This window comes from Herbaspirillum seropedicae (genome assembly GCF_001040945.1).
Classification (GTDB): domain Bacteria; phylum Pseudomonadota; class Gammaproteobacteria; order Burkholderiales; family Burkholderiaceae_D; genus Herbaspirillum; species Herbaspirillum seropedicae.
Genome location: NZ_CP011930.1, coordinates 4,302,748 through 4,326,523 on the forward strand (window position 1 = coordinate 4,302,748; position 23,776 = coordinate 4,326,523).

Annotated in this window: 20 protein-coding genes; 8 read left to right on the top strand and 12 right to left on the bottom strand. The window is 64.4% G+C overall.

The features are described 5' to 3' along the window. Positions 1-2 precede the first annotated feature (2 nt). From ACP92_RS18710 to ACP92_RS18725, 3 genes are all read left to right on the top strand, one after another. Entirely contained in the window at positions 3-1,502 is a 1,500-nt protein-coding gene (locus tag ACP92_RS18710) for a cytochrome c (protein WP_013235699.1), read from the top strand. Positions 1,503-1,786: 284 nt separating this feature from the next. After that, on the top strand, positions 1,787-2,014 hold the full coding sequence (locus tag ACP92_RS18720; protein WP_013235700.1) for an AbrB/MazE/SpoVT family DNA-binding domain-containing protein: 228 nt from the start codon (positions 1,787-1,789) through the stop codon (positions 2,012-2,014). Continuing rightward, positions 2,011-2,394 carry a type II toxin-antitoxin system death-on-curing family toxin gene (locus ACP92_RS18725; RefSeq protein WP_013235701.1) on the top strand — a complete coding sequence of 128 codons (384 nt, stop codon included), beginning with the start codon at positions 2,011-2,013 and terminating at the stop codon, positions 2,392-2,394. Before ACP92_RS18720 ends, ACP92_RS18725 begins: the two co-directional genes overlap by 4 nt. A 110-nt stretch (positions 2,395-2,504) precedes the next feature. Here ACP92_RS18725 and ACP92_RS18730 read toward each other — a convergent pair whose 3' ends face one another. The 5 genes from ACP92_RS18730 to ACP92_RS18750 all read right to left on the bottom strand — a co-directional run bounded on the left by ACP92_RS18730 (position 2,505) and on the right by ACP92_RS18750 (position 8,002). Next, entirely contained in the window at positions 2,505-3,902 is a 1,398-nt protein-coding gene (locus tag ACP92_RS18730; RefSeq protein ID WP_013235702.1) for an MFS transporter, read from the bottom strand. A gap of 76 nt (positions 3,903-3,978) precedes the next feature. Next, positions 3,979-5,121 carry a porin gene (locus tag ACP92_RS18735; protein WP_013235703.1) on the bottom strand — a complete coding sequence of 381 codons (1,143 nt, stop codon included), beginning with the start codon at positions 5,119-5,121 and terminating at the stop codon, positions 3,979-3,981. Between the two features lie 280 nt (positions 5,122-5,401). Beyond that, complete coding sequence (locus ACP92_RS18740; protein WP_013235705.1) at positions 5,402-6,274, bottom strand: sugar phosphate isomerase/epimerase family protein; 873 nt, start codon at positions 6,272-6,274, stop codon at positions 5,402-5,404. Next, entirely contained in the window at positions 6,271-7,116 is an 846-nt protein-coding gene (locus tag ACP92_RS18745) for a shikimate dehydrogenase family protein (RefSeq protein WP_013235706.1), read from the bottom strand. Before ACP92_RS18745 ends, ACP92_RS18740 begins: the two co-directional genes overlap by 4 nt. 4 nt (positions 7,117-7,120) lie before the next feature. Beyond that, positions 7,121-8,002, bottom strand: a complete 882-nt coding sequence (locus ACP92_RS18750) for a 4-hydroxyphenylpyruvate dioxygenase (protein WP_013235707.1) — start codon at positions 8,000-8,002, stop codon at positions 7,121-7,123. A 129-nt stretch (positions 8,003-8,131) separates the two neighbouring features. Here ACP92_RS18750 and ACP92_RS18755 point away from each other — a divergent pair, with 129 nt between their 5' ends. Continuing rightward, a complete protein-coding gene (locus tag ACP92_RS18755) occupies positions 8,132-8,914 on the top strand; it encodes an IclR family transcriptional regulator domain-containing protein (protein WP_013235708.1) in 783 nt (260 codons plus the stop codon). Between the two features lie 16 nt (positions 8,915-8,930). Further along, complete coding sequence (locus ACP92_RS18760) at positions 8,931-9,752, top strand: IclR family transcriptional regulator domain-containing protein (protein WP_013235709.1); 822 nt, start codon at positions 8,931-8,933, stop codon at positions 9,750-9,752. Between the two features lie 13 nt (positions 9,753-9,765). Here the strand turns inward: ACP92_RS18760 and nfsB are convergent, their stop codons facing one another. Continuing rightward, positions 9,766-10,419 carry an oxygen-insensitive NAD(P)H nitroreductase gene (gene nfsB / locus ACP92_RS18765; RefSeq protein ID WP_048348620.1) on the bottom strand — a complete coding sequence of 218 codons (654 nt, stop codon included), beginning with the start codon at positions 10,417-10,419 and terminating at the stop codon, positions 9,766-9,768. Positions 10,420-10,746: 327 nt separating this feature from the next. On the opposite strand from nfsB, the gene ACP92_RS18770 reads away from it, so the two are divergent. Further along, positions 10,747-11,652, top strand: coding sequence for a LysR family transcriptional regulator (locus tag ACP92_RS18770; RefSeq protein WP_013235711.1), 906 nt, complete (start codon positions 10,747-10,749; stop codon positions 11,650-11,652). Positions 11,653-11,660: 8 nt separating this feature from the next. Here the strand turns inward: ACP92_RS18770 and ACP92_RS18775 are convergent, their stop codons facing one another. Further along, positions 11,661-12,635, bottom strand: a complete 975-nt coding sequence (locus tag ACP92_RS18775) for a DMT family transporter (protein WP_013235712.1) — start codon at positions 12,633-12,635, stop codon at positions 11,661-11,663. Between the two features lie 270 nt (positions 12,636-12,905). Further along, positions 12,906-14,504, bottom strand: coding sequence for a methyl-accepting chemotaxis protein (locus ACP92_RS18780; protein WP_013235713.1), 1,599 nt, complete (start codon positions 14,502-14,504; stop codon positions 12,906-12,908). A 1,210-nt stretch (positions 14,505-15,714) separates the two neighbouring features. On the opposite strand from ACP92_RS18780, the gene ACP92_RS18790 reads away from it, so the two are divergent. Continuing rightward, positions 15,715-16,506 (top strand): enoyl-CoA hydratase, encoded by a 792-nt coding sequence (locus tag ACP92_RS18790; protein WP_013235714.1) that lies wholly within the window; start codon positions 15,715-15,717, stop codon positions 16,504-16,506. A 94-nt stretch (positions 16,507-16,600) separates the two neighbouring features. Continuing rightward, positions 16,601-17,173, top strand: a complete 573-nt coding sequence (locus ACP92_RS18795) for a hypothetical protein (protein WP_041311184.1) — start codon at positions 16,601-16,603, stop codon at positions 17,171-17,173. A gap of 18 nt (positions 17,174-17,191) precedes the next feature. Here ACP92_RS18795 and ACP92_RS18800 read toward each other — a convergent pair whose 3' ends face one another. The 4 genes from ACP92_RS18800 to kdpB all read right to left on the bottom strand — a co-directional run bounded on the left by ACP92_RS18800 (position 17,192) and on the right by kdpB (position 23,754). Further along, positions 17,192-17,902: a response regulator gene (locus ACP92_RS18800; protein WP_013235715.1), complete on the bottom strand. Its 711-nt coding sequence runs from the start codon at positions 17,900-17,902 to the stop codon at positions 17,192-17,194. 9 nt (positions 17,903-17,911) lie between these two features. After that, positions 17,912-20,668: a sensor histidine kinase gene (locus ACP92_RS18805; protein ID WP_041311185.1), complete on the bottom strand. Its 2,757-nt coding sequence runs from the start codon at positions 20,666-20,668 to the stop codon at positions 17,912-17,914. A gap of 243 nt (positions 20,669-20,911) precedes the next feature. Then, entirely contained in the window at positions 20,912-21,523 is a 612-nt protein-coding gene (kdpC, locus tag ACP92_RS18810) for a potassium-transporting ATPase subunit KdpC (RefSeq protein ID WP_013235717.1), read from the bottom strand. A gap of 38 nt (positions 21,524-21,561) precedes the next feature. After that, on the bottom strand, positions 21,562-23,754 hold the full coding sequence (gene kdpB, locus ACP92_RS18815; protein ID WP_013235718.1) for a potassium-transporting ATPase subunit KdpB: 2,193 nt from the start codon (positions 23,752-23,754) through the stop codon (positions 21,562-21,564). Positions 23,755-23,776 lie beyond the last annotated feature (22 nt).

The following is a 23,776-nucleotide window of genomic DNA, read 5'->3' on the forward strand; positions in this document are numbered from 1 at the left end:
ACATGCACAAGACTCTCTTGACCGTCCTGCTGGCCGCGCTGATGGCTGGTTCTGCCCTGGCGCAAACCACCGACAGCAACACCACCCCGAGCGCCGACGCAACGGCATCCGCAGCTGCGCCAGCGCCCGCACCGGCCATCTCCCCCGAGGCCGCCCTGATCGAGCGCGGCCATTACCTGGCCATCGCATCGGACTGCATCGCCTGCCACACCGCACCGCGCGGCAAACCCATGGCCGGCGGCCTGGCCATTGCCTCGCCGGTGGGCGAGATCATCGCCACCAACATCACGCCCTCCAAGACGCATGGCATCGGTAATTACACCGAGGAACAATTTGCGGCGGCCCTGCGCCGGGGCGTGCGCGCCGATGGCGCCAACCTGTATCCGGCCATGCCCTACACCGCCTATGCGGCCCTGAGCGACGCCGACGTGCAGGCGCTGTATGCCTACTTCATGAAGGGCGTGGCCCCGGTGGATGTGGCCACGCGCCCGACCGACCTGCCCTTCCCGATGAACCTGCGCTGGTCGATGAAGGCGTGGAATGCGCTCTTCCTGAAGGAGCAGCCGCTGCCGCCACAGCCGCAGCGTTCGGCGCAATGGCTGCGTGGCCGCTACCTGGCCGAAGGTCCGGCGCATTGCAGCACCTGCCACACGCCGCGCGGCTGGCTGATGCAGGAAAAGCCCGACCTGCAACTCGCCGGCGCCCAGGTCGGCCCCTGGTACGCGCCCAATATCACTTCCCATCCCAGCGCCGGCATCGGCAGCTGGAGCCAGGATGATCTGGTCGCCTACCTGCGCACGGGCCGCCTGGAAGGCCGCGCCCAGGCTGCCGGCAGCATGGCCGAGGCGATCACGCACAGTTTCTCCAGGCTGACCGAGGAAGACCTGCGCGCCATTGCCGTGTACATCAAGGATCGTCCGGCCATCGCCACTGGCGATGCGCAAGGCAGCGGCAGCCGCTTCGACCAGGGAAAGGCCGGTAACGCCCTGGCGCAGTTCCGTGGCCGCACGCTCAGCGCCGAGAGTCCGGAAGAGATCCGTGGCGCGCGCATCTTCTCGGCCAGCTGCGCCTCCTGCCATGGCTACAATGGCCAGGGCAGCCGCGACGGCTACTATCCCAGCCTGTTCCGCAACTCCGCCACCGCAGGCGTGAATGCCAACAACCTCATCGCCACCATCCTCTACGGCGTAGACCGCGAGACGGAGCAAGGCGGCCATGTCTTCATGCCCCCCTTCGGCGACCAGCCCAATGCGCTCAACAAGCTCTCCAATGCGGACGTGGCGGCCTTGTCCAACTACCTGCTGAAGTACTATGGCAAGCCTGCAGCCACCGTCAAGGCCGAGGACGTGGAAGTGATCCGCCAGGGAGGGCCGCGTTCGCCGCTGCTGCTGATGGCGCGCATCGGCATGGGCGTGGCCGTCGCGGTGCTCGTGCTGCTGTTGCTGGTGGGCCTGATGGTGGCCTTGCGCAAACGGCCTGATCCGGAACACGACTGGAAATAGCGTTTCCCCTGTGGATAAGAAAACCGCTGTTCCCCTTGCAAGGAACAGCGGTTTTTCTTTGTGCGGATGGTACGGCTTGCGCGGCAGCGGCTGGGCGTTGGGGTCACCCAGCTTCTCCAGCGGGATGCGGTAGGTCCGCATGACCGTGATGGCCGTGATGGCCGTGCCCAGGTTCTGCGCGATGGCCATGGCCGAGACGCGGGCGCGGGCCGGGAACAGGAAGACAAGCTTGACGTCACGAATTCCAGGTATATAATAAAACTTATATAGAAGGAGGAGTCATCATGCTCACATTCAAAGTGACAACCGTAGGTGCATCAGAAGGGCTGATTCTGAACAAAGAGGCCAAGCGCATTCTGAACGTTCAGAAAGGCGACACCTTATACCTCACCGAGGCTCCGGATGGTGCAATGCGTATTACGCCGTACAACCCCGAATTTGAGCGGCAGATGACGCTGGCCGAGTCGATCATGCATGACGACCGCGAGATACTGCGCGTGCTTGCTAAATGACTTGGCAGTGGGTTCTACGCGAAACGTTATTCGCGGTCCACGATAAGCAGCTTGCTGTGCATGGTGGTTTGGCAGGGATCCGGGACCTTAACGCAGTTGAGTCGGCGCTTAATCGGGCGAGAAATCTCGACTCTTACGGTAAACCGCCGCCAGACGTTGCCGATCTCGCAGCGGCCTATATCTACGGTCTCGCTACCAGTCATGGGTTCAGCGATGGATACAAGCGCACCGCATGGGTGATGGGTCGTCTTTTCCTTATGCTCAACAACCAAACTCTTGTGTTTGAGCAGGTCGAGGCGATCAACTTCATGTTGTCCGTTGCGGCCGGTGACCTGTCAGAGAACCAAGTTGCAGACTGGGTGAGACGCCACCTGGGTTAGCAGTTTTCCTGCTGATTCAATGCGGGCAATTTGGGGAGGATAAGAAAACCGCTGTTCCCCTTGCAAGGAACAGCGGTTTTTCTTTGTGCGGATGGTACGGCTTGCGCGGATCAGGACTTGGCGTAGCGCCCCGCCACTTCAGCCTCGGCGCGCAGACGGTCATACTCGTTGCGCGGCAGCGGCTGGGCGTTGGGGTCATCCAGCTTCTCCAGCGGGATGCGGTAGGTCTCGCGTGCCGACAGCGCGGCCAGGGCCGAGACGATCGTGATGGCGAAGGCGATGCTGCCCACGGTCAGCCAGATATTGCTCGATCCCGGCGGGGCGACGGCGGTGAACAGCGCCGGCAGCATGGCCGTGATGGCCGTGCCCAGGTTCTGCGCGATGGCCATGGCCGAGACGCGGGCGCGGGCCGGGAACAGCTCCGGATAGAAGCTGGGGAAGACCGCGTTATACCCCTGGTAGACCACGCCCCACATCAGGATAGACATCACGAAGGCCAGTTCGACATTGCGGATGCTGATGGCGTACAGGTAGGCGAAGGCGAACAGGCCCGCCAGCAGCGAACCCACGATGATGGGTGGACGACGGCCGATGCGGTCCGACAGCTTGCCCACATAGGGAATGACCAGCACGGCCACGATATTGCCCACCACCGGAATCCACAGGTAGACATCCTTGGCAAAGCCGATGCCATAGGCCGGCTGCACCGCATAGGCCGCCCCGAAGATGGTGGCCACCACCGGGATGACATTCATCAGCGCCATGCAGACCACGCGCAGCATATTGGGCGAGCAGTCACGGAAGGCATCGACCACCGGCGAGCGGCGCTTGAGTTCTTCCTTGTCGGCGGCCTTGAAGACCGGCGTCTCATCGACGGTGCGGCGGATCACCCAGCCGGCGATGATGACCAGGAAACTGAGCAGGAAGGGAATGCGCCAGCCCCAGACATTGAACTGCTCGGCCGGCATGTAGTGCGCCAGCGGCAGGAACACGGCGGCGGCCAGGATCTGCCCGGCCTGCACGCCCTGCAGCGTGAAGCTGGAGAAATAGCCGCGCCGTCCGAACGGTGAGTGTTCCAGGATCATGGAGCTGGCCCCGGAAATCTCGCCGGCCACGGCAAAGCCCTGCGCCAGGCGCATGATCACCAGCAAGGCCGGCGCCCACAGGCCGACCTGGTCATAGGTCGGCAACAGCCCCACCCCGATGGTGGAAAAACCCATCAGGAACATGCACCACAGCAGCACCTTCTTGCGGCCATGGGTATCGCCCAGGTGGCCCAGCACGAAAGCGCCGATGGGACGCGCCACATAGCCCACCCCATAGGTCGCCAGCGAGGCGATGATGGCCGTGGTGGGGTCGCCCTTGGGGAAGAACAGTTGCGGGAAGATCAGCGACGCCGCCGTGGCGTAGATGAAGAAGTCATAGTATTCCAGCGCCGAGCCGATCCAGCCGCTGGCGGCGGCCTTCTTGCTCTGCTGGTGATGTGCATTGGATTGCGTGGATTGCATGGTGTCTCCGTCTGGTGATTCCGGTGATGCTGGGCAAGCCGCCCTGGGTGGAGCGGGCCGGCTTGCGGGGATGAGGTCAGAAGCGATGCAGGATGCCCATCTGCAGGCCGACCAGGCTCTTGCCGTTGATGTCGGCCCCGGCCAGGTTGCTGCCCGGACCGGCCGAACCGCTGAAGCGCCAACCGGCATTGGCCTGGTTCTTCATGTAATTGGCAAAGCCGTACAGGGTAGTACGCTTGGACAGGTCGTAGTACGCGCCGACGTTGCCGCCCTGCGCGCCGCCCTCCTTGTGGGAGGTATCGACCATGACGCCATAGAGCGCGCCGATGCGCAGCTGCGGCGTCAGGCGATAGTCCGCCGAGATCTGGTAGACGTTGTAGAAGCGCTGGACGTTGGCGTCGTTGCCGGCGAAGAAGTTGTTGGGATTGCTGACATTGTTGAGTATCGTGGCGGCATTGTTGCCGTTGGTGTTGGCGGTGGTGTTATTGCTACGCACATAGGCCAGGTACACCTTGCCCGGACCATAGTCGTAGTTGAGGTAGACATTATGGTATTGCACCGCATTGTCGTACAGCCCCCCGGCATTGGGCTTGGCCATCAGGCCGGCATAGCCCGCGCGATAGGGGCCGTTGATGTAGTCGATGCCGAGCTGATAGACGCCGCGCCGGCCCAGGCCTTCGCCGGCGGTCTCCGGCATCGCATAGTGCAGGTCGATCTGCAGGCCCGCCCAGCGCGGCGACTTCCAGGACAGGTCATTGTCGAAGCGCGAAGGCACGCCAAAGGTATTGATGATGGAGCCGTAGGTGGTGCGCTCGGTATAGTCGATGGCGCCGCCGATGAAGAAGGGCACGCTGTTCTGGCGGCCGATGCGGAACTCGCCGGCCGCAGGCGTCTTGATGCCGACCCAGGACTGGCGGTCGAACAGGCGCGTCCCATCGGCCTGGGCGCCGGTATCGGCGGAAAAGCCGTTTTCCAGTGTGAAGGTGGTGGCGTAGCCGCCGCCCAGGTCTTCGTATCCCTTGAGGCCAATGCGGCTGCGCAGGATGGCGCCGTCATTGAGCGCCCACAGGCTCTTGCCGCTGCTGCTGCGCATATAGCCCAGGTATTGATCGAGGGTGCCGTACAGGGTCACGTTGCTGGCGCTCTGGGCCAGCGCGCTGCCGCTGGCGGCCAGCAGCAGGCCCATGGCCACGGGGGTGCGGATGGATGGCTTTGTCATGTCTCGGTCTTCTCTGTTGTGTTGTTCTGTCGTTCTGCTTTTGCCAGCGCAAGCGCTGCCCGGCCAGCGCGGGCCTGGCGGTCGGAACTGCTTGATGGGAAAGAGGGCAAGGCGCTGCGGCAGCGGTCTACGCTGCGCCAATCAGCTGGATGGGGGCCAGGTGCTCATGTCGTCTCCTCTAGGTTGATCGTAGTCACGGTCATGCGCATGCGCAGTGCGCGCTGTTGCATGCCGACGGTTCTTGTTATTGTCCTTGCCGGATTTTTCCGGATTTCTGCTTCTAGGCAAATGCCGGTTCGCGCACGCGCAGGCCGCGCCGCAACACCTGGTCGGTGACCCACTTGGCCGAGCGTCGGGCGCGCTCGGCCACCACGGCCGGCGACATCTGCAGGTAGTCGTCATTGAAGACTTCGAAACTGTAGTCGCCGCGATAACCGCCGCGATGCAGGCGCCGCACCATGTCCGAAAGTTCAGCCGAATGCTCGCCCTCGCCGGGGAAGACGCGCAGGTGGCGCGCCGTCTCCAGCCTTTCCTCGGGGCTGCGGATCTCGCGCCACATGAAGTCCGACAGCTGCACCATCACGATACGGCGGCCAGGGATGGCGTCCAGGTCTTCCAGCGTGCCCCGGTTGGCCAGGATGTGGAAGGAATCGATGACCACGCCCAGGTTGGCGTGATCGGCCATCTCCACCACTTCCCAGGATTGCATGTACTGGTTGATATGACGGCCCCAGGACAGCGCCTCGAAACCCACCCGTATGCCCAGCGGCACGGCCAGGTTGGCCAGCTTGCGCAGGTCGCGGGCGATGTGGGCGGTGTCACCGCTGGCATGCTGCGAGGTCGAGGAACACACCAGCAGCAGCGGCGCACCGACCGCCTTGCAGATCTGCAAAAGGTTCTTGGCGACGTCGATCTTGTAGTCGTGCAGGGTGCCTTGCAGGCCTTCGTAATCGCGCATGACCTGGATGCCGGTCACGCGCACGCCGCTCTCGCGCACCAGTTTCACTGCTGCTTCCAGCCCGCCGGGATAGCCCACCAGGTCCTTGGACCACAGCATCAACTGTGAAAAACCGGCGGCCCGGGAAGCCTGCAACTTGGATTCCAGCCCACCCGGCAGGGTGATGGTATCCATGCCGAAATTGTCGAGGTTCACAATGCCTCCAATGCACGGAAGTCGTCTGCGGACACGCCCGGCCAGCCGAACAGCTCGAGGTAGAGCGGGGCCTGCTCGATGAGCATTTCCTTGCCCTTCTGAATGCGGCAGCCCAGCGCCTGCGCCTGCACCAGCAGCTGGCTCATTTCGATCTTCATGCCGCAGTCGGCGACGATGGCGTCGCGGCGCACGCCCTCCAGCGCGAAGGGCATCGGGTCGCCCACATGCATGCCCAGCGGCGTGCAGTTGACCAGCAGATCGAAGCCGCTCGCATCAGGCTGGGCAAAGCCCACGCGGGTGGCCGGGAAGGCGGCTGCAGCGCGCGCCAGCAAGGCTTCTGCGCCAGCGCGGTTGGTATCGAAGACACTGATCTCGGCCACGCCCTGGGCCGCCAGCGAGGCCACGATGGCGCAGCCCACACCGCCGGTGCCGACCACCAGCGCGCGGGTCTGGTTCCACACCAGCGGACGATCGGCGGCAGTGCGCGCCAGGGCGCGGATGAAGCCCTCGCCATCGATCAGGTCGCCCCAGATGACGCCGTCGGCATCGCGATACACCGCATTGCAGGCCCCGGCCACGCGGGCGCGCAGGGTGGATTGCTCGACCGCCTCCAGCGTCATGGGCTTATGCGGGATGGAAACGAAGATGCCGCCCACGTTCTCGGTCTTCATGAACATGCGCACCGCCTCGCAGTAACGCTCCGGTTCGATCTTGAACGGGATCACGCGGGCGTCGATGCCGTGGTGCTCGAAATAGGCATTGAACAAGGTCGGGGCCTTCACCTGTTCGACCGGCCAGCCGATGACGGGGAAGATGCGGGTGGTGCCTGTGATTGCCTTCATAGGTTTATTTCTTTTCTTTCTGGCTGCGCACCAGTTCGAAACTGACGCCGCCCTTGTAGAGCTGGGTGAGCGCACCGCGCTCGCTGATCTGGGTGGGAGCGCGATCGACGAAGACCACGCCGCGTTCCTGCAATTGCCGCACGGCCTGCAAGACATCAGGCGTGCCCAGGCCCAGGCGCAGCAATTCTTCTTCCCAATGGATGTCTTCGGTGCCGGCGGGCGGTTCCACCAGCTGGATGTAGAACTGGCGGCAGGGCGAGACCAGCAGGCTGCCCTTGGGCAGGATGCCGAAGAACTGCCCTTCCGGCAGGACCGAAAAACCCATCAGGGTCGAATAGAAGTCGATCCACTCGCGCAGGCGATCCGGCTGCACCGCCTGCACCAGGCCGAAGAAATGCAGGCCGGCCAGCGCACTGGTCTGGCGGCGCTCCTGGCTGGCAGGCTTGAAATCGACGTCGTAGATGGAAAAGTCGCGATAGCGATCGACGAAATAGATGATGGAATCGCCACAGCCATGCACGCCCGGAATATTGAGTTCCATCGCCCCCGCGCGGGTCGGGATGGCCCAGGCGCCCAGCTCGGTGACGCGCCGGTAGGCCTCGTTGGCGTCGCGCACGCGCAGGGCGATGGCGCTCAGGCTGGTGGCCTGCACCTCATGGTCGAAACCGGCCCAGGCGGTGGCGTCGGCATTGACGATCACGTTCATCTCGCCCTGGGTGTAGAGCACCACCTCGCGTGAACGGTGGCGGCCGACCTGTTCGAAGCCCATGCGCTCCAGTACCGCCCCCAGCGCCAGCGGCTCGGTGGTGGCGTATTCGATGAACTCGATGCCATCGATGCCCAGCGGATTGGTGGGGACAGGATTGTTTTCTATGGTGTTCATCATGATCCCGATGATTTGTCTCGGTGGCGAGTATAGCCAAGGCCCACCCCCTCAAAAAGGTCGAAAATCGGTCAAACGTGCGATAATCGCGCAACTTGTTCGCCAATCACTCATTTCTCGGTTTTTTTTACGATGATCGACCAAAGCCCGGTAGACCTGGACATCCAGAAGCGCGATCTGATCGAAGGCCTGATGAAGGGATTCGACGTCATCACCGCCTTCGACAGCGATTCGCCCCAGCTGAGCGCCAGCGAAGTTGCCGAGCGCGTGGGCCTGACCCGCAGCGCAGCGCGGCGTTACCTGTTGACGCTGGTGCACACCGGCATGGCCGCCTCCGACGGCAAGAAATTCTGGCTCATGCCGCGCCTGCTCAACCTGGGCCAGTCCTATCTGGAATCAGCGCGGGTGCCGCGCGCGGTGGTGCCCTTCCTGCAGCGGCTGACGCAGCAATTGCAGGAATCGACCAACTTTTCCCTGCTCGATGGCGACGAGATCGTCTATGTGACGCGGGTGACGGCGGCGCAACTGGTCAATGCCGGTTTCGAACCCGGCACCCGCCTGCCGGCCTACACCACCACGGCTGGCCGGGTGCTGCTGGGCATGCGCGAGGATGCCGAGATCCAGGCCTATCTGGAGCGCGTGAACCTGATCCCGCACACCCACATGGCCATGACCGACAAGGCCGCGCTGTTCCAGGAGATCCTGACCATGCGCAGGCAGGGCTATGGCATCACCGAGAACCAGTTCGAGATGGGCATGCGCGGCATCGCCATTGCGGTCAAGAACCGCAATGGCCGTGTCATCGGCGCGCTCAGCGTGACCTCCAACATCGCCGCCTGCTCGCGCGAGGAAGCCATCGCACGCGGCGTGCCGGCGCTGCAGACTACGGCCAATACGTTGATGATGTGGGTATGAGGACGAAGGATCAGGGATGAACGAACGGGACAAGAACGGCCCCGCCGACGACAGCAGGGAGGTGTGCGAGCCCACCGAAGGCGGCCTGTCGCGGCGCGACTGGATCGCCGGCCTGGAGAAGGGCCTGCTGATCCTGGAAGCCTTCGACTTCGACAACCAGCGCATGACCTCGGCCCAGGTGGCCGCGCGCACCGGGCTCTCACGCACGGCGGCGCGGCGTTACCTGTTGACGCTGGAACACCTGGGCTATCTGCACAGCGAAGGCAAGACCTTTGCATTGACGCCACGGGTGCTCAAGGTGGGCTGGTCGTATTTCGATTCGGCGCCCTTGCCGCGCATCCTGCAACCCTTCCTGCAACAGATCACCGGGCAGACCGGCGAGGCCGTCTATGCCAGCGTGCTCGACGGCTGGGACCTGGTCTTCATCGCCCGCAACGGCGCCACCCGCGTGATGACCACCGGCTTCGTGCTGGGTGCGCGGGTGCCGGCGCAACTGGCCTCGCCCGGCATCGTCATGTTGAGCGCGCTGCCCGAGCAACAGGTACGCGACTGGCTGGCCACCTGCGCCATGACGCCCTTCACGCCGCACACCATCACCGATCCGGATCAGCTCTACGCCTTGATCGCGCAGGCCCGCCAGCTTGGCTATGCAGTGGTGGAACAGCAATTGCAGACCGGCGTGCGCGGCATTGCGGTGCCGCTGAAGAATCGCCATGCCAAGGTGATCGGCGCACTGAGCCTGAGCCTGCCCATGGCCGCCGAAGCGCGCGAGCAGACGCTGGCGCGCATCCTGCCGGCCTTGCAGCAGGCGGCCAATGCGCTGATCAACCTGGTCTAGGGCCTGTTCACATTCAGAGTTCGGTGAAGACAGTCTCGGCAGCCAGGCGCGACTTGGGCAGCTTGGCATTGAAATCATCCGCGCCGCTGTAGCCCAGGCCCACCAGCACCACGCTGGTCAAGCCCTGCTCGCGCAGGCCCAGTTCTTCATCCAGCACCTTGGCATTGAAGCCTTCCATCGGCACCGCATCCACTTCCAGCGCAGCCGCGCCCAGCAGCAAGGTGCCCAGGGCCAAGTAGACCTGCTTTTCCATCCAGTGCTGGGCATCCTTCAAGTCATAGCGATGCAGGTTGCTGTAGAGCAGGCGCGACCCACGCTGGCCGGCCTTGGCTTCGGCATTGACGAAACGGCCATCGGCTTCTTCCTTCTCCAGCAGCGCTTCCAGATGCGATTCGCTGATGGCGGTGCGGGCGCACAGCACCAGCACATGCGAGGCATTGAGGATCTTGCTCAGGTTGTAGGGATAGCCCGCCTCAGCGGCCTTGCCGATGCGGGCCTTGCCGGCCTCGCTCGAGGCCAGCACGAAATGCCAGGGCTGCGAATTCACCGACGACGGCGACAGGCGCAACAGCTCGCGCAGTTCGGCGATGAGGTGGTCGGGGATCTTGCGGGAGGGGTCGAAGGCCTTGGTGGAGTGGCGCTTGCGGGCGGCTTGGAGCAGGCTCATGATAATTCCTTGAGGTCGATGATAGGGAACCGCAGCAAAGAGGGGCAGACGGTTGGCTTGCCTGACATCATCGGCCAGAACAGCATGCCGAAACAGCCCAGTGCAGCGGAAACATTTTCAAAAAATAATTGAAAGTATGAAAGTACAATAGCGCAGCTAACGTCATGCGACTCGCTCCTCCCGTTCGGACTGAGTAGCGGCGCAGCCGCGTATTGAAGGTGCTGCTTCCGTTCAATCGACGCGACCTGCGCCTTCGATACGGTCCTGCGGCCCTACCCAGTCCGAACGGTGGTTTTTCCATCCGCTACCTTGCTATCCAGTCTCATCATGATCCGCCTGGAAGACCTCGCCATCTTCGTCTGCGCCGCCGACAACGGCAGCCTCTCTGCCGCTGCGCGCCAGCACGACGTCACCCCCGCCGTGGCCAGCGCCGCCATGAAACGCCTGGAAGGCGAACTGGGCGCGCGCCTGCTGGCCCGCTCCACCCGCAGCCTGCGCCTCACGCCCGACGGCGAGCGTTACTTGCAGCATGCCCGCAATGTGCTGGCCGAGGTCAATGCCGGACGCGACGCCGTGGCCCATGGTCGGCGCGTGATCGGCGGCAACCTGTCGCTGTCGGCGCCGTCGGACTTCGGGCGCAACCTGATCGGTCAGTGGCTCGATGAATTCCAGGCCCAGCATCCGGCGGTGAGCCTGCAGGTGCATGTCAGTGATCGCGTCGCCGATATGTACCGACAGCCGGTAGACGTGGCCATCCGCTACAGCGCGCCGGACGACTCCAGCCTGGTGGCGCTGCCGCTGGCCCCCGACAATCGCCGCGTACTGTGCGCCTCGCCCGACTACCTGGCCCGGCATGGCCGACCGCGCAGCCCGGCCGACCTGCGCCAGCACAACTGCCTGCGCTATGTGCTCTCGGACACCCTGCATTCGCAATGGAATTTCTTCAAGGACGACGAACCGGTGCAAGTCCAGGTCAGCGGCGACCGCACCTGCGACGATGGCGAGCTGGTACGCCGCTGGGCCGTCAATGGCCGGGGGATTGCCTACAAGTCGCGCCTGGACGTGCTGGCCGACCTGCGCAACGGCAGGCTGGAAGCGCTGCTGGAAGATTATGAGGGCGAGCCTTCTCCGCTGCACCTGGTCTGCACGCACCGCATGTGCGTCTCACCGACCGTGCGCGCCCTGCGTGAATTGCTGGGCGAGCGCATCGCCCGCTACCTCAAGGATCGCTGAAAGGGCCTTCAACCCTTGGTCGCCAGGCGACGCAAGCCCAACGAAGGCAGCGCCGGCAGCACCAGGCCCAGGCACAGCAAGCCCATGCCCAGCACCAGATCGGACGAGAGACGTTCGCCGAACACCAGCGAAGACAGCGTCAGCCCCACCACCGGCACGCCCAGCATGCACACCGACACCGTGACCGGCGACAAGCGCTGGGTCATCTGCAAGACGATCAGGAAAGTCAGGGCCGTGGCCAGCGGGCCGGTGTAGGCGATCACGCCCCAGGCATGCGGATCGGCCAGGAAGCTGGGGGCGCCATCCACGGCCAGGGCCAGCAGGGACAAGGGCAAGGCCGCCACCAGGGTCTGCCAGGGCAACAGCGCGAAGTCCAGCTTCACGCCCGGGCTCATCTTGATCTGCAGGATGTTCATGGCCCACGACAGCGAAGCCACGCCCAGCATCAGATACCCGATCATGCTGTGCAGGTCTGCATGCAGCAGCGCCGGCAGCACGATCACGGCCATCCCGGCATAGCTGCAGACGGTGGCCAGCGATTGTTGCGGGCTCAGCTTCTGCTTCAACACCAGCGCCGCCCCCGGCACCACCCAGATCGAGGTAGCGTAGGCGATCAGCGAGGCGCGGCCCGGCATGACGAAATGCAGCGCGCCCGTGACCAGGGCCGTGAACAAGCCCATCTGCAGCACCCCTACCCCCACCACCACCGGCCATTCCTGGCGGGTCGGCAGGCGCAGCTTGCCCAGCACGACCGCGATCACGAAGCTGAGGATGGCCGCCGACAGGAAGCGGCTGGCCGCGAACCACAGCGGCGGAATGAACTGGCTGCCGAACTTCATCACCGGCCAGTTGCCGCCCCAGATGCAGATGGCCAGCACCACGCACACCAGGAACAGGCGGCTCATCGACGCAGGCGCAGGCGAGAGCGCAGCCGGGCGGGCGGCAGCGGCGGGTACGGTAGGGGTAGCGACGGCGGTGGACATCTCGGACTCCAGGAAAGTGGCAGGAGCGCGACAGCCGGAGCAGCCATGAAAAAAGGCCGTTCCGATGCATGTTGCAGCGCATCCAAACGGCCTTCATGGTAGAGAAGAGAGTGCAAATAGTGCTGCCGTATTGACGGCTAAAAACCGTCTTCGGCGGCATTTAATACTGCCTAAAATCAATTTTATAAATATTTATACTGCTGATTCTTTTTTGTGCAGCATGCAGCCCTGCAACAGCCCGTTCCTCCGGGCCGTCTGCCCCCCTTGGTCTCACTGCAGCAAAGGCTGGGCGGACGTAACGGCGGGCGCGGTGCGGCCACGCTCCAGCGTGAACACGCCCACCAGGCGCACCAGCTTGTCGGCCTGGTCCTGCAGCGACTGCGCGGCCGCGGCGGCCTGTTCCACCAGGGCGGCGTTCTGCTGGGTGGTTTCATCCATCTGGGTGATGGCCTCACCGACCTGTTCGATGCCCGAGCTCTGTTCATGGCTGGCCGTGGCGATCTCGCTGACCACGGTGGAGACGCCCTGGATGCTGGAGACCACCTCCTGCATGGTTTGCCCGGCGCGCTGCACCAGGTGGGTACCGGCATCGACCTTGCCCACCGAGTCATCGATGAGCTGCTTGATTTCCTTGGCCGCCGCTGCCGAGCGCTGGGCCAGCGACCGCACTTCCGAAGCCACCACCGCAAAGCCGCGTCCCTGCTCACCGGCGCGCGCTGCCTCCACCGCCGCGTTCAGGGCCAGGATATTGGTCTGGAAGGCGATGCCATCGATGACGCTGATGATATCGACGATCTTGCGTGAAGACGCATTGATCGATTCCATGGTCTGCACCACCTGCCCGACCACCTCGCCGCCCTGGATGGCGACCTGGGCCGCGCCCGAGGCCAGCTGGTTGGCATGCTGGGCGTTGGCGGCGTTCTGCTTGACGGTGGCGGTCAGTTCTTCCATGGTGGAAGCGGTTTCTTCGAGCGAACCGGCCTGCTGCTCGGTGCGGTTGGACAAGTCCATGTTGCCGGTGGCGATTTCATCGACCGAGGTCTTGATGGATTCGGTGGCCTGCTTGATGCCGTGTACGGTATCGACCAGGCGGTCGCGGGTATAGGCCACGGCGGCGACCAGGCTGTGTTCATCGCCCTGGGTGGTATGGATGACGCCGGTGAGGTCGCCGGCGGCGATCTTGCGCGCCATCTCGGCGGCCTCGCCGGGTTCGCCGCCGATGGAGCGGAAGATATTGCGCGAGACCATGCCGGCGATGAGCGAGAGCAGCACGCCCAGGCCGATCAGCACGACCACGGCCTGGATGAGCGCGCGGCGGAAGTCGGCCTGGATATCATCGGAGTAGACGCTGCAGATCAGATCCCAATTCCAGGGCTTGAAGCGTTTGACGAAGCCCATCTTGGGGCTGGGCTGGTCGCTGCCGGGGCGGGGCCACCAGTATTCGAGGTAGCCCTTGCCGGCGCCTGAAGAGCCGGTGGCGGCGATCATCTTGTAGAGTTCGTTGCCCTTGGCGTCTTTGAAGTCGAGCATGTTGCGGCCATCGAGCTTGCTGTTGATGGGGTGCATGACGATGACGGAGTTGGCATCCACCAGGGTGACGTAGCCGTCGCCGGTATAGCGCTGGTCGCGTATGCGGGCGATGGCGGCTTTCTGCGCGTCTTCGCGACTGAGCTTGCCGTCGCTTTCCAGCTTGGCGTAGCCGGCGATGGTGGTGTAGGCCATTTCGGTGACATCCTGCAGACCGCGCTCGCGTTCGGCGATCTGGAGGTCGCGGGTCTGGTAGGCATGCCAGACGGAGAGGAACAGCAAGGCCATCCATGAAAACACCAGGGGAAGCCAGAGTTTTTTCTTCAGTGAGAGATTGTTCATCTTGGACTTGAGCGTGGTCGTTATAGGAAGTCAGGATGTCAGGAAGTGGGCTGACTATGCTGACTAATAGGTGGGGTGGCGCGGGTGCGCTTGCTCTTCCTTGCCCTTGCACTTGCTGTCCTTGCTTGGTCGCAAGTCGTGACGGTCCCCGGTTTCCCCTTCGATGTTTACGGTCGGCAAGTGCGTTGGCTAAAGGGCAAATGTGCAAATAGTCGATAAATTATTTTTATTTTCTCGTTGCGCAAGAGAGTTTTGATTTGTTTTTTTAGGGGCTGGGTTATTTGCACTGAATGCTTTCCTGCGCTCTAGCTTAATTCTTATCTTTCTCCGGTCGGGAGAACGCGCCGGGGGCGGCCCGGCAGCCGCTCACTTTTCTTGTCTCGCCAAGAAAAGTAAGCAAAAGAAGGCGACCGCTACTGCCCCGCCCTCCTTCGGAGGGTCCCCGCGTCAGCGCACATAAAAACGGGAAAAATAGAGTCGCTTCGCTCCGACTATTTTTCTGATCCGTTTTTATGCGCGCTGACGCGGCGGGTCAGAAGCGGACGGCCGGTCCGGCTCGCCTTCGGCTTCGCCGGGGGCTCGCTGGCGCTTCGGCTCTCTTCGATCACATACTTTCCGTACTTTTTAGTTTTTTCTTCCTCTTCCTCTTCCTCTTCCTCTTCCTCTTCCTCTTTCCTGCCTTTGTTTTTCTTCTAAATAATTTCCCCCCGTTCGGACTGAGTAGTCGCGCAGCGACGTATCGAAGGCGCTCCGAAGTCAAGCCAAAGCCGCAGGCGAGTCGGAGAAGTGCGATGCCGAAGGCGAGCCCGTTCAGGTTTTTCCCCTTAGAGCCAGCCGCCGCAGTGGAGCGAAAAGTGGATCAGAAAAATAGTCGGAGCGAAGCGACTCTATTTTTCCCACTTTTCGCTCCACTGCGGCGGGGACCCTCCGAAGGAGGGCTGGATCTTAGGGGTCGCCTTCTTTTGCTTACTTTTCTTGGCGAGACAAGAAAAGTGAGCGGCTGCCGGGCCGCCCCCGGCGCGTCCTTCCGACCGGAGAAAGATAAGAATTAAGCTAGAGCGCAGGAAGAAATTCCGTGCAGACTACCTAGAAAGAAATTCCATGCAGACTACCTAGAAAGAAATTCCGTGCAGACTACCCAGGAAGAAATCCCGCGCAGACCACCCCGGACTAAAATAAAACACCCACAAAAACCAAGGAGACAAAAAACATGAAAGACCACCACCCCGACATCCTAGAGAGAGAAGACCAGCAAGGCATCACCACCCTGACGCTAAACCGCCCCCAGCATTTCAACGCCCTCTCTGAAGAAATGCTCACAGCCCTGCAAGCCCAGCTAGACGACATCAAGAGTGACAGCACAGTACGCTGCGTCATCCTGGCCGCCAACGGCAAAGCCTTCTGCGCCGGCCACGACCTGCGCCAGATGCAAGCCACACCGCAACAGACGTACTACGAAGCCCTGTTCCATCGATGCAGCCATCTGATGCAATCGCTGCGCGAACTTCCCGTCCCCGTCATTGCCAAGGTACAAGGCCTGGCCACTGCCGCAGGCTGCCAGCTGGTCGCCACCTGCGACCTCGCCATTGCAGCCGAGAGCGCCCGCTTCGCCGTTTCCGGCATCAACGTCGGCCTGTTCTGCTCCACGCCCGCAGTAGCGCTCACACGCAACCTCCCTATCAAGCGCGCCTTCGAGATGCTGGTCACCGGCAAATTCATCGACGCCGCCACCGCAGCCGCCTGGGGCCTCATCAACCAGGCCGTGCCAGAGCAGGAACTCGACAGCGCCACCCAGGCACTGGCGCGCGAGATCTGCAGCAAGCCCGCCATCTCGATCGCACGCGGCAAGGCCATGGTGTACCGCCAGCAGATGATGGCCCTGCCGGACGCCTATGCCCATGCCGCCGAGGTCATGGCCTGCAACATCATGGACCCCGAGGCGCAGGAGGGTATCACCGCCTTCCTCGACAAGCGCAAACCCAACTGGGCGGCTCCCACCTGAACACCCCGTCCGGCATCCCACATGGACTGGACAATCGGCGACGCTGACGGCAAGATGCGGCATCCTCATCGCTGTCCATTCCAACAAGCTGCCCATGCAAGCCGACTACGCCACCATCCTGCAATGGATCTACCTGTTCAATTCACTGGCCCTGGCCCAGCTGGCCCTCAAGCAACTGGGCCGGCGGCGCAAGGCGCGCGCGCTGGAACAGCGCTTCCGTGCGGCCCAGACGGCCGAATGGCGCAACACCGCGCCGGACTTCCTGACCTCGCGCCTGGGCGCCCCCCACGCCCAGCAGAGCGTTGACGACGGCGCTACGCTGTACCGCTGGCGCGGTGAGCGACACTGGCTGGAGGCGCGCTATCGCGAAGGACAATGCGAGAGCGTGGACGTCTCCGATCACCTGGAAGAAAGCTTCCCCACCGTCAATACCTATTTCAATTGCGCCGTGCTGGCCGCGCTGGTCTGCGCCTGGAAATTCTCGGGCCTGGCCGATGCGCCGGACTTGCCGGTGGCCGCCGCGGGCAAGCAATACCTGGCCAATTTCATCGTCTTCCTGGCCGGCGCCTGGCTGCTCTCCTTCGTGCTCAAGCGCCAGCGCCTGCTGCTCAACCTGGGCTGCATCGCGATGGTGGTGCTGGCGCTGCCGCTGCTGAACTGGCCTTGACGCCTTACCGCGGCATCCTCATTCGGCCACCACATCGGCCACCCGGTAACCGACACCGATCTCGGTGAGGATGTGCACCGGCTGGGCCGCATCGCGCTCCAGCTTCTGGCGCAGGCGCTGCATGTAGATGCGCAGGTAATGGCCGTCTTCCGCATGCGAAGGGCCCCATCCGGCCACCAGCAACTGGCGGTGCGTGATGACGCGTCCGGCATCGCGTAGCAGCGTGGACAGCAGGCGATATTCGATCTGCGTCAGATGCAGCGCCTCGCCATGACGGCTCACGCTGCGCGCTGGCAGATCCACCACCACATCGCCGAGCCGGTAGCGGCCACTGGACTGGCCCGCGCTGGACGCGCGCGCATGACGGCGCAACTGCGCGCGCATGCGGGCCAGCAGCTCGGGCATGCCGAAGGGCTTGACCAGGTAGTCGTCAGCGCCGGCGTCGAGTGCTTCCACCTTTTCCGATTCCTGGGTGCGCGCCGACAGGATCACGATGGGTACGCTGCTCCAGTTGCGGATCTCGCTGATGACCTGCTTGCCATCGCCATCGGGCAGGCCGAGGTCGAGGATGATCAGGTCGGGCTTGCGGGTGCCGGCTTCGGTGACGCCCTCACGCGCGCTCTTGGCTTCGTGGACGACGAAGCCTTCCTGTTCCAGGGCGCTCCTGACCAGCTTGCGGATATGCGGATCATCCTCGATGAAGACGATGTTGCCTGCGTGTTCTTGCATGGTGTGTCCTTATTCCTCGGGCGGGGCCGGCTGGGTTTCCACCGGCAGCGTGAAGCAGACCGTCGCGCCCTGCCCGGCTTCCTGCGGCGCGATCCAGATGCGGCCCTGGTGCGCCTCGATGATGGCGCGGCAGATGGCCAGCCCCAGGCCGACGCCGGGGGTGGCCGATTCATTGTCGCCCCGCGTGAATTTCTCAAAGGCGTGCTGCGTCATGGTCGGCGGGAAACCGCGTCCCTGGTCCATCACGCAGACCTTGACCTGGGGCGCGCCATCGCCGTGCTCGACGTGGGCGCTGATGCCGATGGGCGTGCCGGGCGGCGAATACTTGATGGCGTTTTCCACCAGGTTGGCCAGCACGCGCTCCAGCAGCACGGCGTCCACCCGCAGCAAGGGCAGCTCAGGCGCGATGCGGGTGTCCACCTGCCGCCCTTCGAGCGCCTTGGCCAGCAGGCGCAGGGCCGAGCCGGCCAGTTCTTCCAGCGCATTCCATTGTCGATTGAGCGTGACCACGCCGGCTTGCAGGCGCGCCATGTCGAGCAGGTTGTTCATCAGGCCGACCATCTTCTGCGACTGTTCGCTGATGGTGCGGGCCATGGCGCGGGCGTCGTCGTCCAGCCGGGCATTGGCGGCCAGCACGTCGGCGCTGCCCACCAGCGAGGTCAGCGGCGTGCGCAGGTCATGCGAGATGGCCGAGAGCAGCGAATTGCGCAGGCGTTCGGACTCCATCGTCACCAAGGCATCCTGGGCCACCTCGGCATAGTGCAGACGCTCGATGGCCATGGCGATCTGCGAGCAGAAGATCTCCAGCATCTGGCGGTTCTCGGGCAGCGCCAGTTGCGCCGCGGCAAGCTGGCGCTCTTCCTCGCTGGGCGCTTCGATGGCGAAGGCCAGCACGCCGCGGGTGCGCATGGTGGCCGTAAGCGGCAAGTACAGCGCCGCTGCCGAGGGCAAGGTGGCGGTGCCTTTGCCGGCGGCCTGGCCATTGTCATAGACCCACTGCGCCACGCCGGCGTCGACGTTCCTGAAGACATGCGCAGCGCCGCTGTCCTGCTCGGGCTCGGCCAGGCGCAACTGGTCGGCGCTGTCGGGCAGGAAGAAGGCGATGCGCGCACCAAACACGGCGGCCAGGTGACGGCGACCGATCTCCAGGATCTGGTCCAGCGTCAGCAGCGCCGACAATTCCTTGCCCAGCATGTAGAGATTGGCCGCTCGCGCCTCGCGCTGCATGGCCACGCTGGCCTGGCGACGCAGGCGCGCAGCGAGCGAACTGATGAACAGCGACACCGCCAGCATCACTGCCAGCGTCAGCAGGTATTGCGCGTCGGAGACCGTGATGGAGAAACGCGGATCGACGAAGAAGAAATCGAAGGACAGCACCGACAGCACCGACACCAGCGCCGAGGCGGCACGGCCATAGCGCATCGCCACCAGCATCACGCCCACCAGGTAGAGCATGATGACATTGGCCGGGTGCAGCTTGCCATCGAGCAGGAAGGCCAGCGTGGTCGTGATGGCGCAGCTGGCCACCGCCCACAGCGTGCCGCGGGTGCGGCGGCGGCGCGTGAGCAGGGCTTCGGCGGCGCTGGCGGCGCTATCGGGACTGGCGGGTTCGTGCTGATGGCGGGTGCGGCTGCGGGCGATGGTGTAGAGATCGATTTCGCCGCCGCTGCGGGCGATGCGCTGGGCCAGCGTGCCACGCGGCCAGCGCAGCAGGCGACGCAGACCGCCCTCTTCCTGGCCGATCACCAGCTTGCCGGCATTGCGGCTGCGGGCAAATTGCAGCAGGGCCGCGGCCAGTTCCTCGCCGCTGATGCTGGCCGTTTCCGCGCCCAGCGAGTGCGCCAGCTTGAGGTAGCTCACCACCCGTTCGCGCGCCTCCATGGCCTGGCGCTGACCGGGCAGGTCCACATGCACGGCCAGCCATTGAGCCTGTAGCTTGGCGGCCAGGCGCGCGGCTTCGCGGATCAGCCGTTCTTCACCGGAGCCGCTGCCGATGGCCACCACGATGCACTCGCGCGCCTGCCACAGCTGGGCGATGGAACGGTCGGCGCGATACTGGCGCATGTCGGCGTCGACCCGGTCGGCGGTGCGGCGCAGGGCGATCTCGCGCAGCGCGATCAGGTTGCCCTTGCGGAAGAAATTGCGTCCGGCCTTCTCGGCCTGCTGGGGCAGGTAGACCTTGCCCTGCTGCAGGCGCGCCAGCAATTCGTCCGGCGGGATATCGACCAGCATGACATCGTCGGCTTCGTCGAAGACGTGGTCGGGGACGGTTTCGAAGACGCGGATACCGGTGATCTGGCCGACCACATCGTTGAGGCTCTCGATGTGCTGCACATTGAGGGTGGTGTAGACATCGATGCCGGCGCGCAGCAGTTCGTCGATGTCCTGCCAGCGCTTGGCATGGCGCGAACCGGGCACGTTGGAGTGGGCCAGCTCGTCGACCAGGATCACGCCGGGCTTGCGCTCGAGGGCGGCGTCCAGGTCGAATTCCGGCAGTTGCCGGTCGCGGTAGGCCACCATGCGCATGGGCAGGCGCGCCAGTCCAGCCAGTTGCGCTTCGGTCTCGGCGCGGCCATGGGTCTCGACCACGCCGGCCACTACGTCCCCCCCTTGCGCAGCCAGCGCCTGGGCCGCTTCCAGCATGGCGAAGGTCTTGCCCACGCCGGCCGAGAAGCCAAAGAAGATCTTCAGGCGGCCGCGCGCCTGGCGCTCTTCGTCGCGCATCACGCGTTCGAGCAGGTCGTCGGGATCGGGGCGGGTCGTCATGTCGGGGTTATCGGGGTTGGAGCATTGTAGTGGCAAAAGGCCGGTGCTACCTAGACGTAGCACCGGCTGCGGCGGGCCTCTCCATTGCCGTTCGGACTGAGTAGCGGCGCAGCCGCGTATCGAAGACGCTCCTGAGCCTGTCGAAGGAGGGGGCGCTACGCTGCCGACTCATGCAGAGCAGTCGGCGTACCCTTCGATACGACGCTGCGCGTCTACTCAGGGCGAACGGGTCGGAGGGTGATCCTATTGTCTGGCATCCGTCTTGGGCAAGGGGGCCGCCGCATCCAGCGCCAGATTGAGCTTAAGCACATTCACGCGCGGTTCACCGAACAGCCCCCATTGCGGCGCCTCGCTGTTGACGCGGATCAGTGCGCGCACCTGCTCCACGGTCATGCCCCGCTCACGGGCCACGCGGGCGGCCTGGAAGTCGGCGGCGGCCGGGCTGATGTGCGGGTCCAGGCCACTGGCCGAGGCCGTCAGCAGGTCGATGGGAATGTCGCGGCGGTTCTGCGGATCGGCCTCGCGCAGGGCCTTGGCGCGTTCTTCGGCGGCTTGCTTGAGGGCCGGATTGGTCGGCCCCAGGTTGCTGCCGCCCGACGCCATGCCATTGTCGGGGAAGGTCCCGGCCGCCGAAGGCCGGCCCCAGAAGTAGGCCGGGCTGGTGAAGTTCTGGCCGATCAGTGCCGAGCCGACCACCTGGCCCTGGCGTTCGATCAGGCTGCCATTGGCCTGCTGCGGGAAGAAGGCTTGCGCCAGGCCCGTCACCAGCAAGGGATAGAGGCCGCCCAGCAATACGCCCAGCAGGATGAAGAGCGTGATGGCGGGACGCAGGGGATGGGGTGTGGAGGTGTTCATGTGACTATCCTTGAGAAACGGGTATCAGGAAATCAAGTTCAGACCAGGCCGAAGGCGCTCAGCAGCAGGTCGATCAGCTTGATGCCCACGAAAGGCACCAAGAGGCCGCCCACGCCATAGATCAGCAGGTTGCGGCGCAGGAGCACGGCTGCACCCAGGGCGCGATAGCGCACCCCGCGCAGGGCCAGCGGAATCAGGGCCACGATCACCAGTGCATTGAAGATCACCGCCGACATGATGGCCGAGTCGGGGCTGGCCAGGTGCATCACGTTGAGCGCGCCCAGTTGCGGATAGCTGCCCACGAACATGGCCGGGATGATGGCGAAGTACTTGGCCACGTCGTTGGCGATGCTGAAGGTGGTGAGACTGCCGCGTGTCATCAGCATCTGCTTGCCGATCTCGACGATCTCGATCAGCTTGGTCGGATTGGAATCCAGATCGACCATGTTGCCGGCTTCCTTGGCGGCCTGGGTGCCGCTGTTCATGGCCACGGCCACGTCGGCCTGGGCCAGTGCGGGCGCGTCATTGGTGCCATCACCGGTCATGGCCACCAGCTTGCCCTCGGCCTGGTGCTGGCGGATCAGGGCCAGCTTCTGTTCCGGCGTGGCCTCGGCGAGGAAATCATCAACCCCGGCCTCGGCGGCAATGGCGGCAGCGGTCAGGCGGTTGTCGCCGGTGATCATGACGGTCTTGATGCCCATGCGGCGCAGCTCGCCAAAGCGCTCCTTGATGCCGCCCTTGACGATGTCCTTCAACTCCACCGTGCCGAGGATGCGGATCGGTGCGCCCTGGTTGATCATGGCCGCCTCGGCATGCCATTCGATGACCACCAGGGGCGTGCCGCCACGGCGGGCGATGGATTCGATATCACTCTCGACCTGGGCCGGCAGGCGCTGGTCGGCGGCGCGGGTGAGCTTGCGGATGGCGTCGGCGGCGCCCTTGCGGATGCGGCGGTGCCCCAGGTCGATGCCGGAGACGCGGGTCTGCGCCGAGAACGGGATGAATTCCGCGCCCAGGTTGGCCATCTCGCGCTCGCGCAGGTTGAAGCGGTTCTTGGCCAGCACCACGATGCTGCGGCCTTCCGGGGTTTCATCGGCCAGCGAGGCCAGTTGCGCCACATCGGCCAGCTCGCGCTCTGTGACGCCCGGCGCCGGCATGAAGGCTGCGGCCTGGCGATTGCCCAGGGTGATGGTGCCGGTCTTGTCCAGCAACAGCACATCGACGTCGCCGGCGGCTTCCACCGCCCGGCCGGAGGTGGCGATCACATTGGCCTGCATCATGCGGCTCATGCCGGCCACGCCGATGGCCGAGAGCAGGCCGCCGATGGTGGTCGGAATCAGGCACACCAGCAATGCGATCAGGGCCGTCACCGAGACCGGCGAGCCCGACCCGGCGGCATTGACCGAGAAGATCGAGAACGGCAGCAAGGTCACCGTCACCAGCAAGAACACCAGCGTCAGCGCCACCAGCAGCAGGGTCAGCGCCAGTTCATTGGGGGTCTTCTGGCGGCGCGCGCCTTCGACCATGGCGATCATGCGGTCCAGGAAGGCTTCGCCCGGATTGACCGAGACGCGCACCACGATCCAGTCCGACAGCACCCGGGTGCCGCCGGTGACGGCCGAGAAGTCGCCGCCGGATTCGCGGATCACCGGGGCGGATTCGCCGGTGATGGCGCTTTCATCCACGGTCGCCACGCCTTCGATGACTTCGGCGTCGGCCGGCACGGTGTCGCCCGCTTCGATGAGCACCAGGTCACCCTTGCGCAGGCTGTCGCCTTCCACCACTTCGCACTGGCTGGCCAATACTTGCATGCCATCGCCACGGACGTGGTCGGCGCGGCGCAGCTTCTTGGCCATCACGCTCTTCTTGACGCCGCGCAGGGCGGCAGCCTGGGCCTTGCTGCGGCCTTCGGCCAGGGCTTCGGCGAAGTTGGCGAAGAGCACCGTGAACCACAGCCAGGCGGCGATGGCGAAGATGAAGCCGGCCGGCGCCTCACCCTGGCCGACGGCGGCCTGGATGAACAGCAGCGTGGTCAGGATGCTGCCCAGGTAGACCACGAACATCACCGGATTGCGCCACTGCGCGCGCGGCGAGAGCTTGCGGAAGGAATCGGCCAGGGCCGGCTTGACGATCTTGGGATCGAACATCCAGCGCGCGGTCTGGGCGGCCGAAGGGATGGCTTCAGGCGTGACCGTTGCGCTGGCGGAGGTATTGCTGGAAGGGGTAGTCATAAGGGTATCCGTTGCGGGTTGC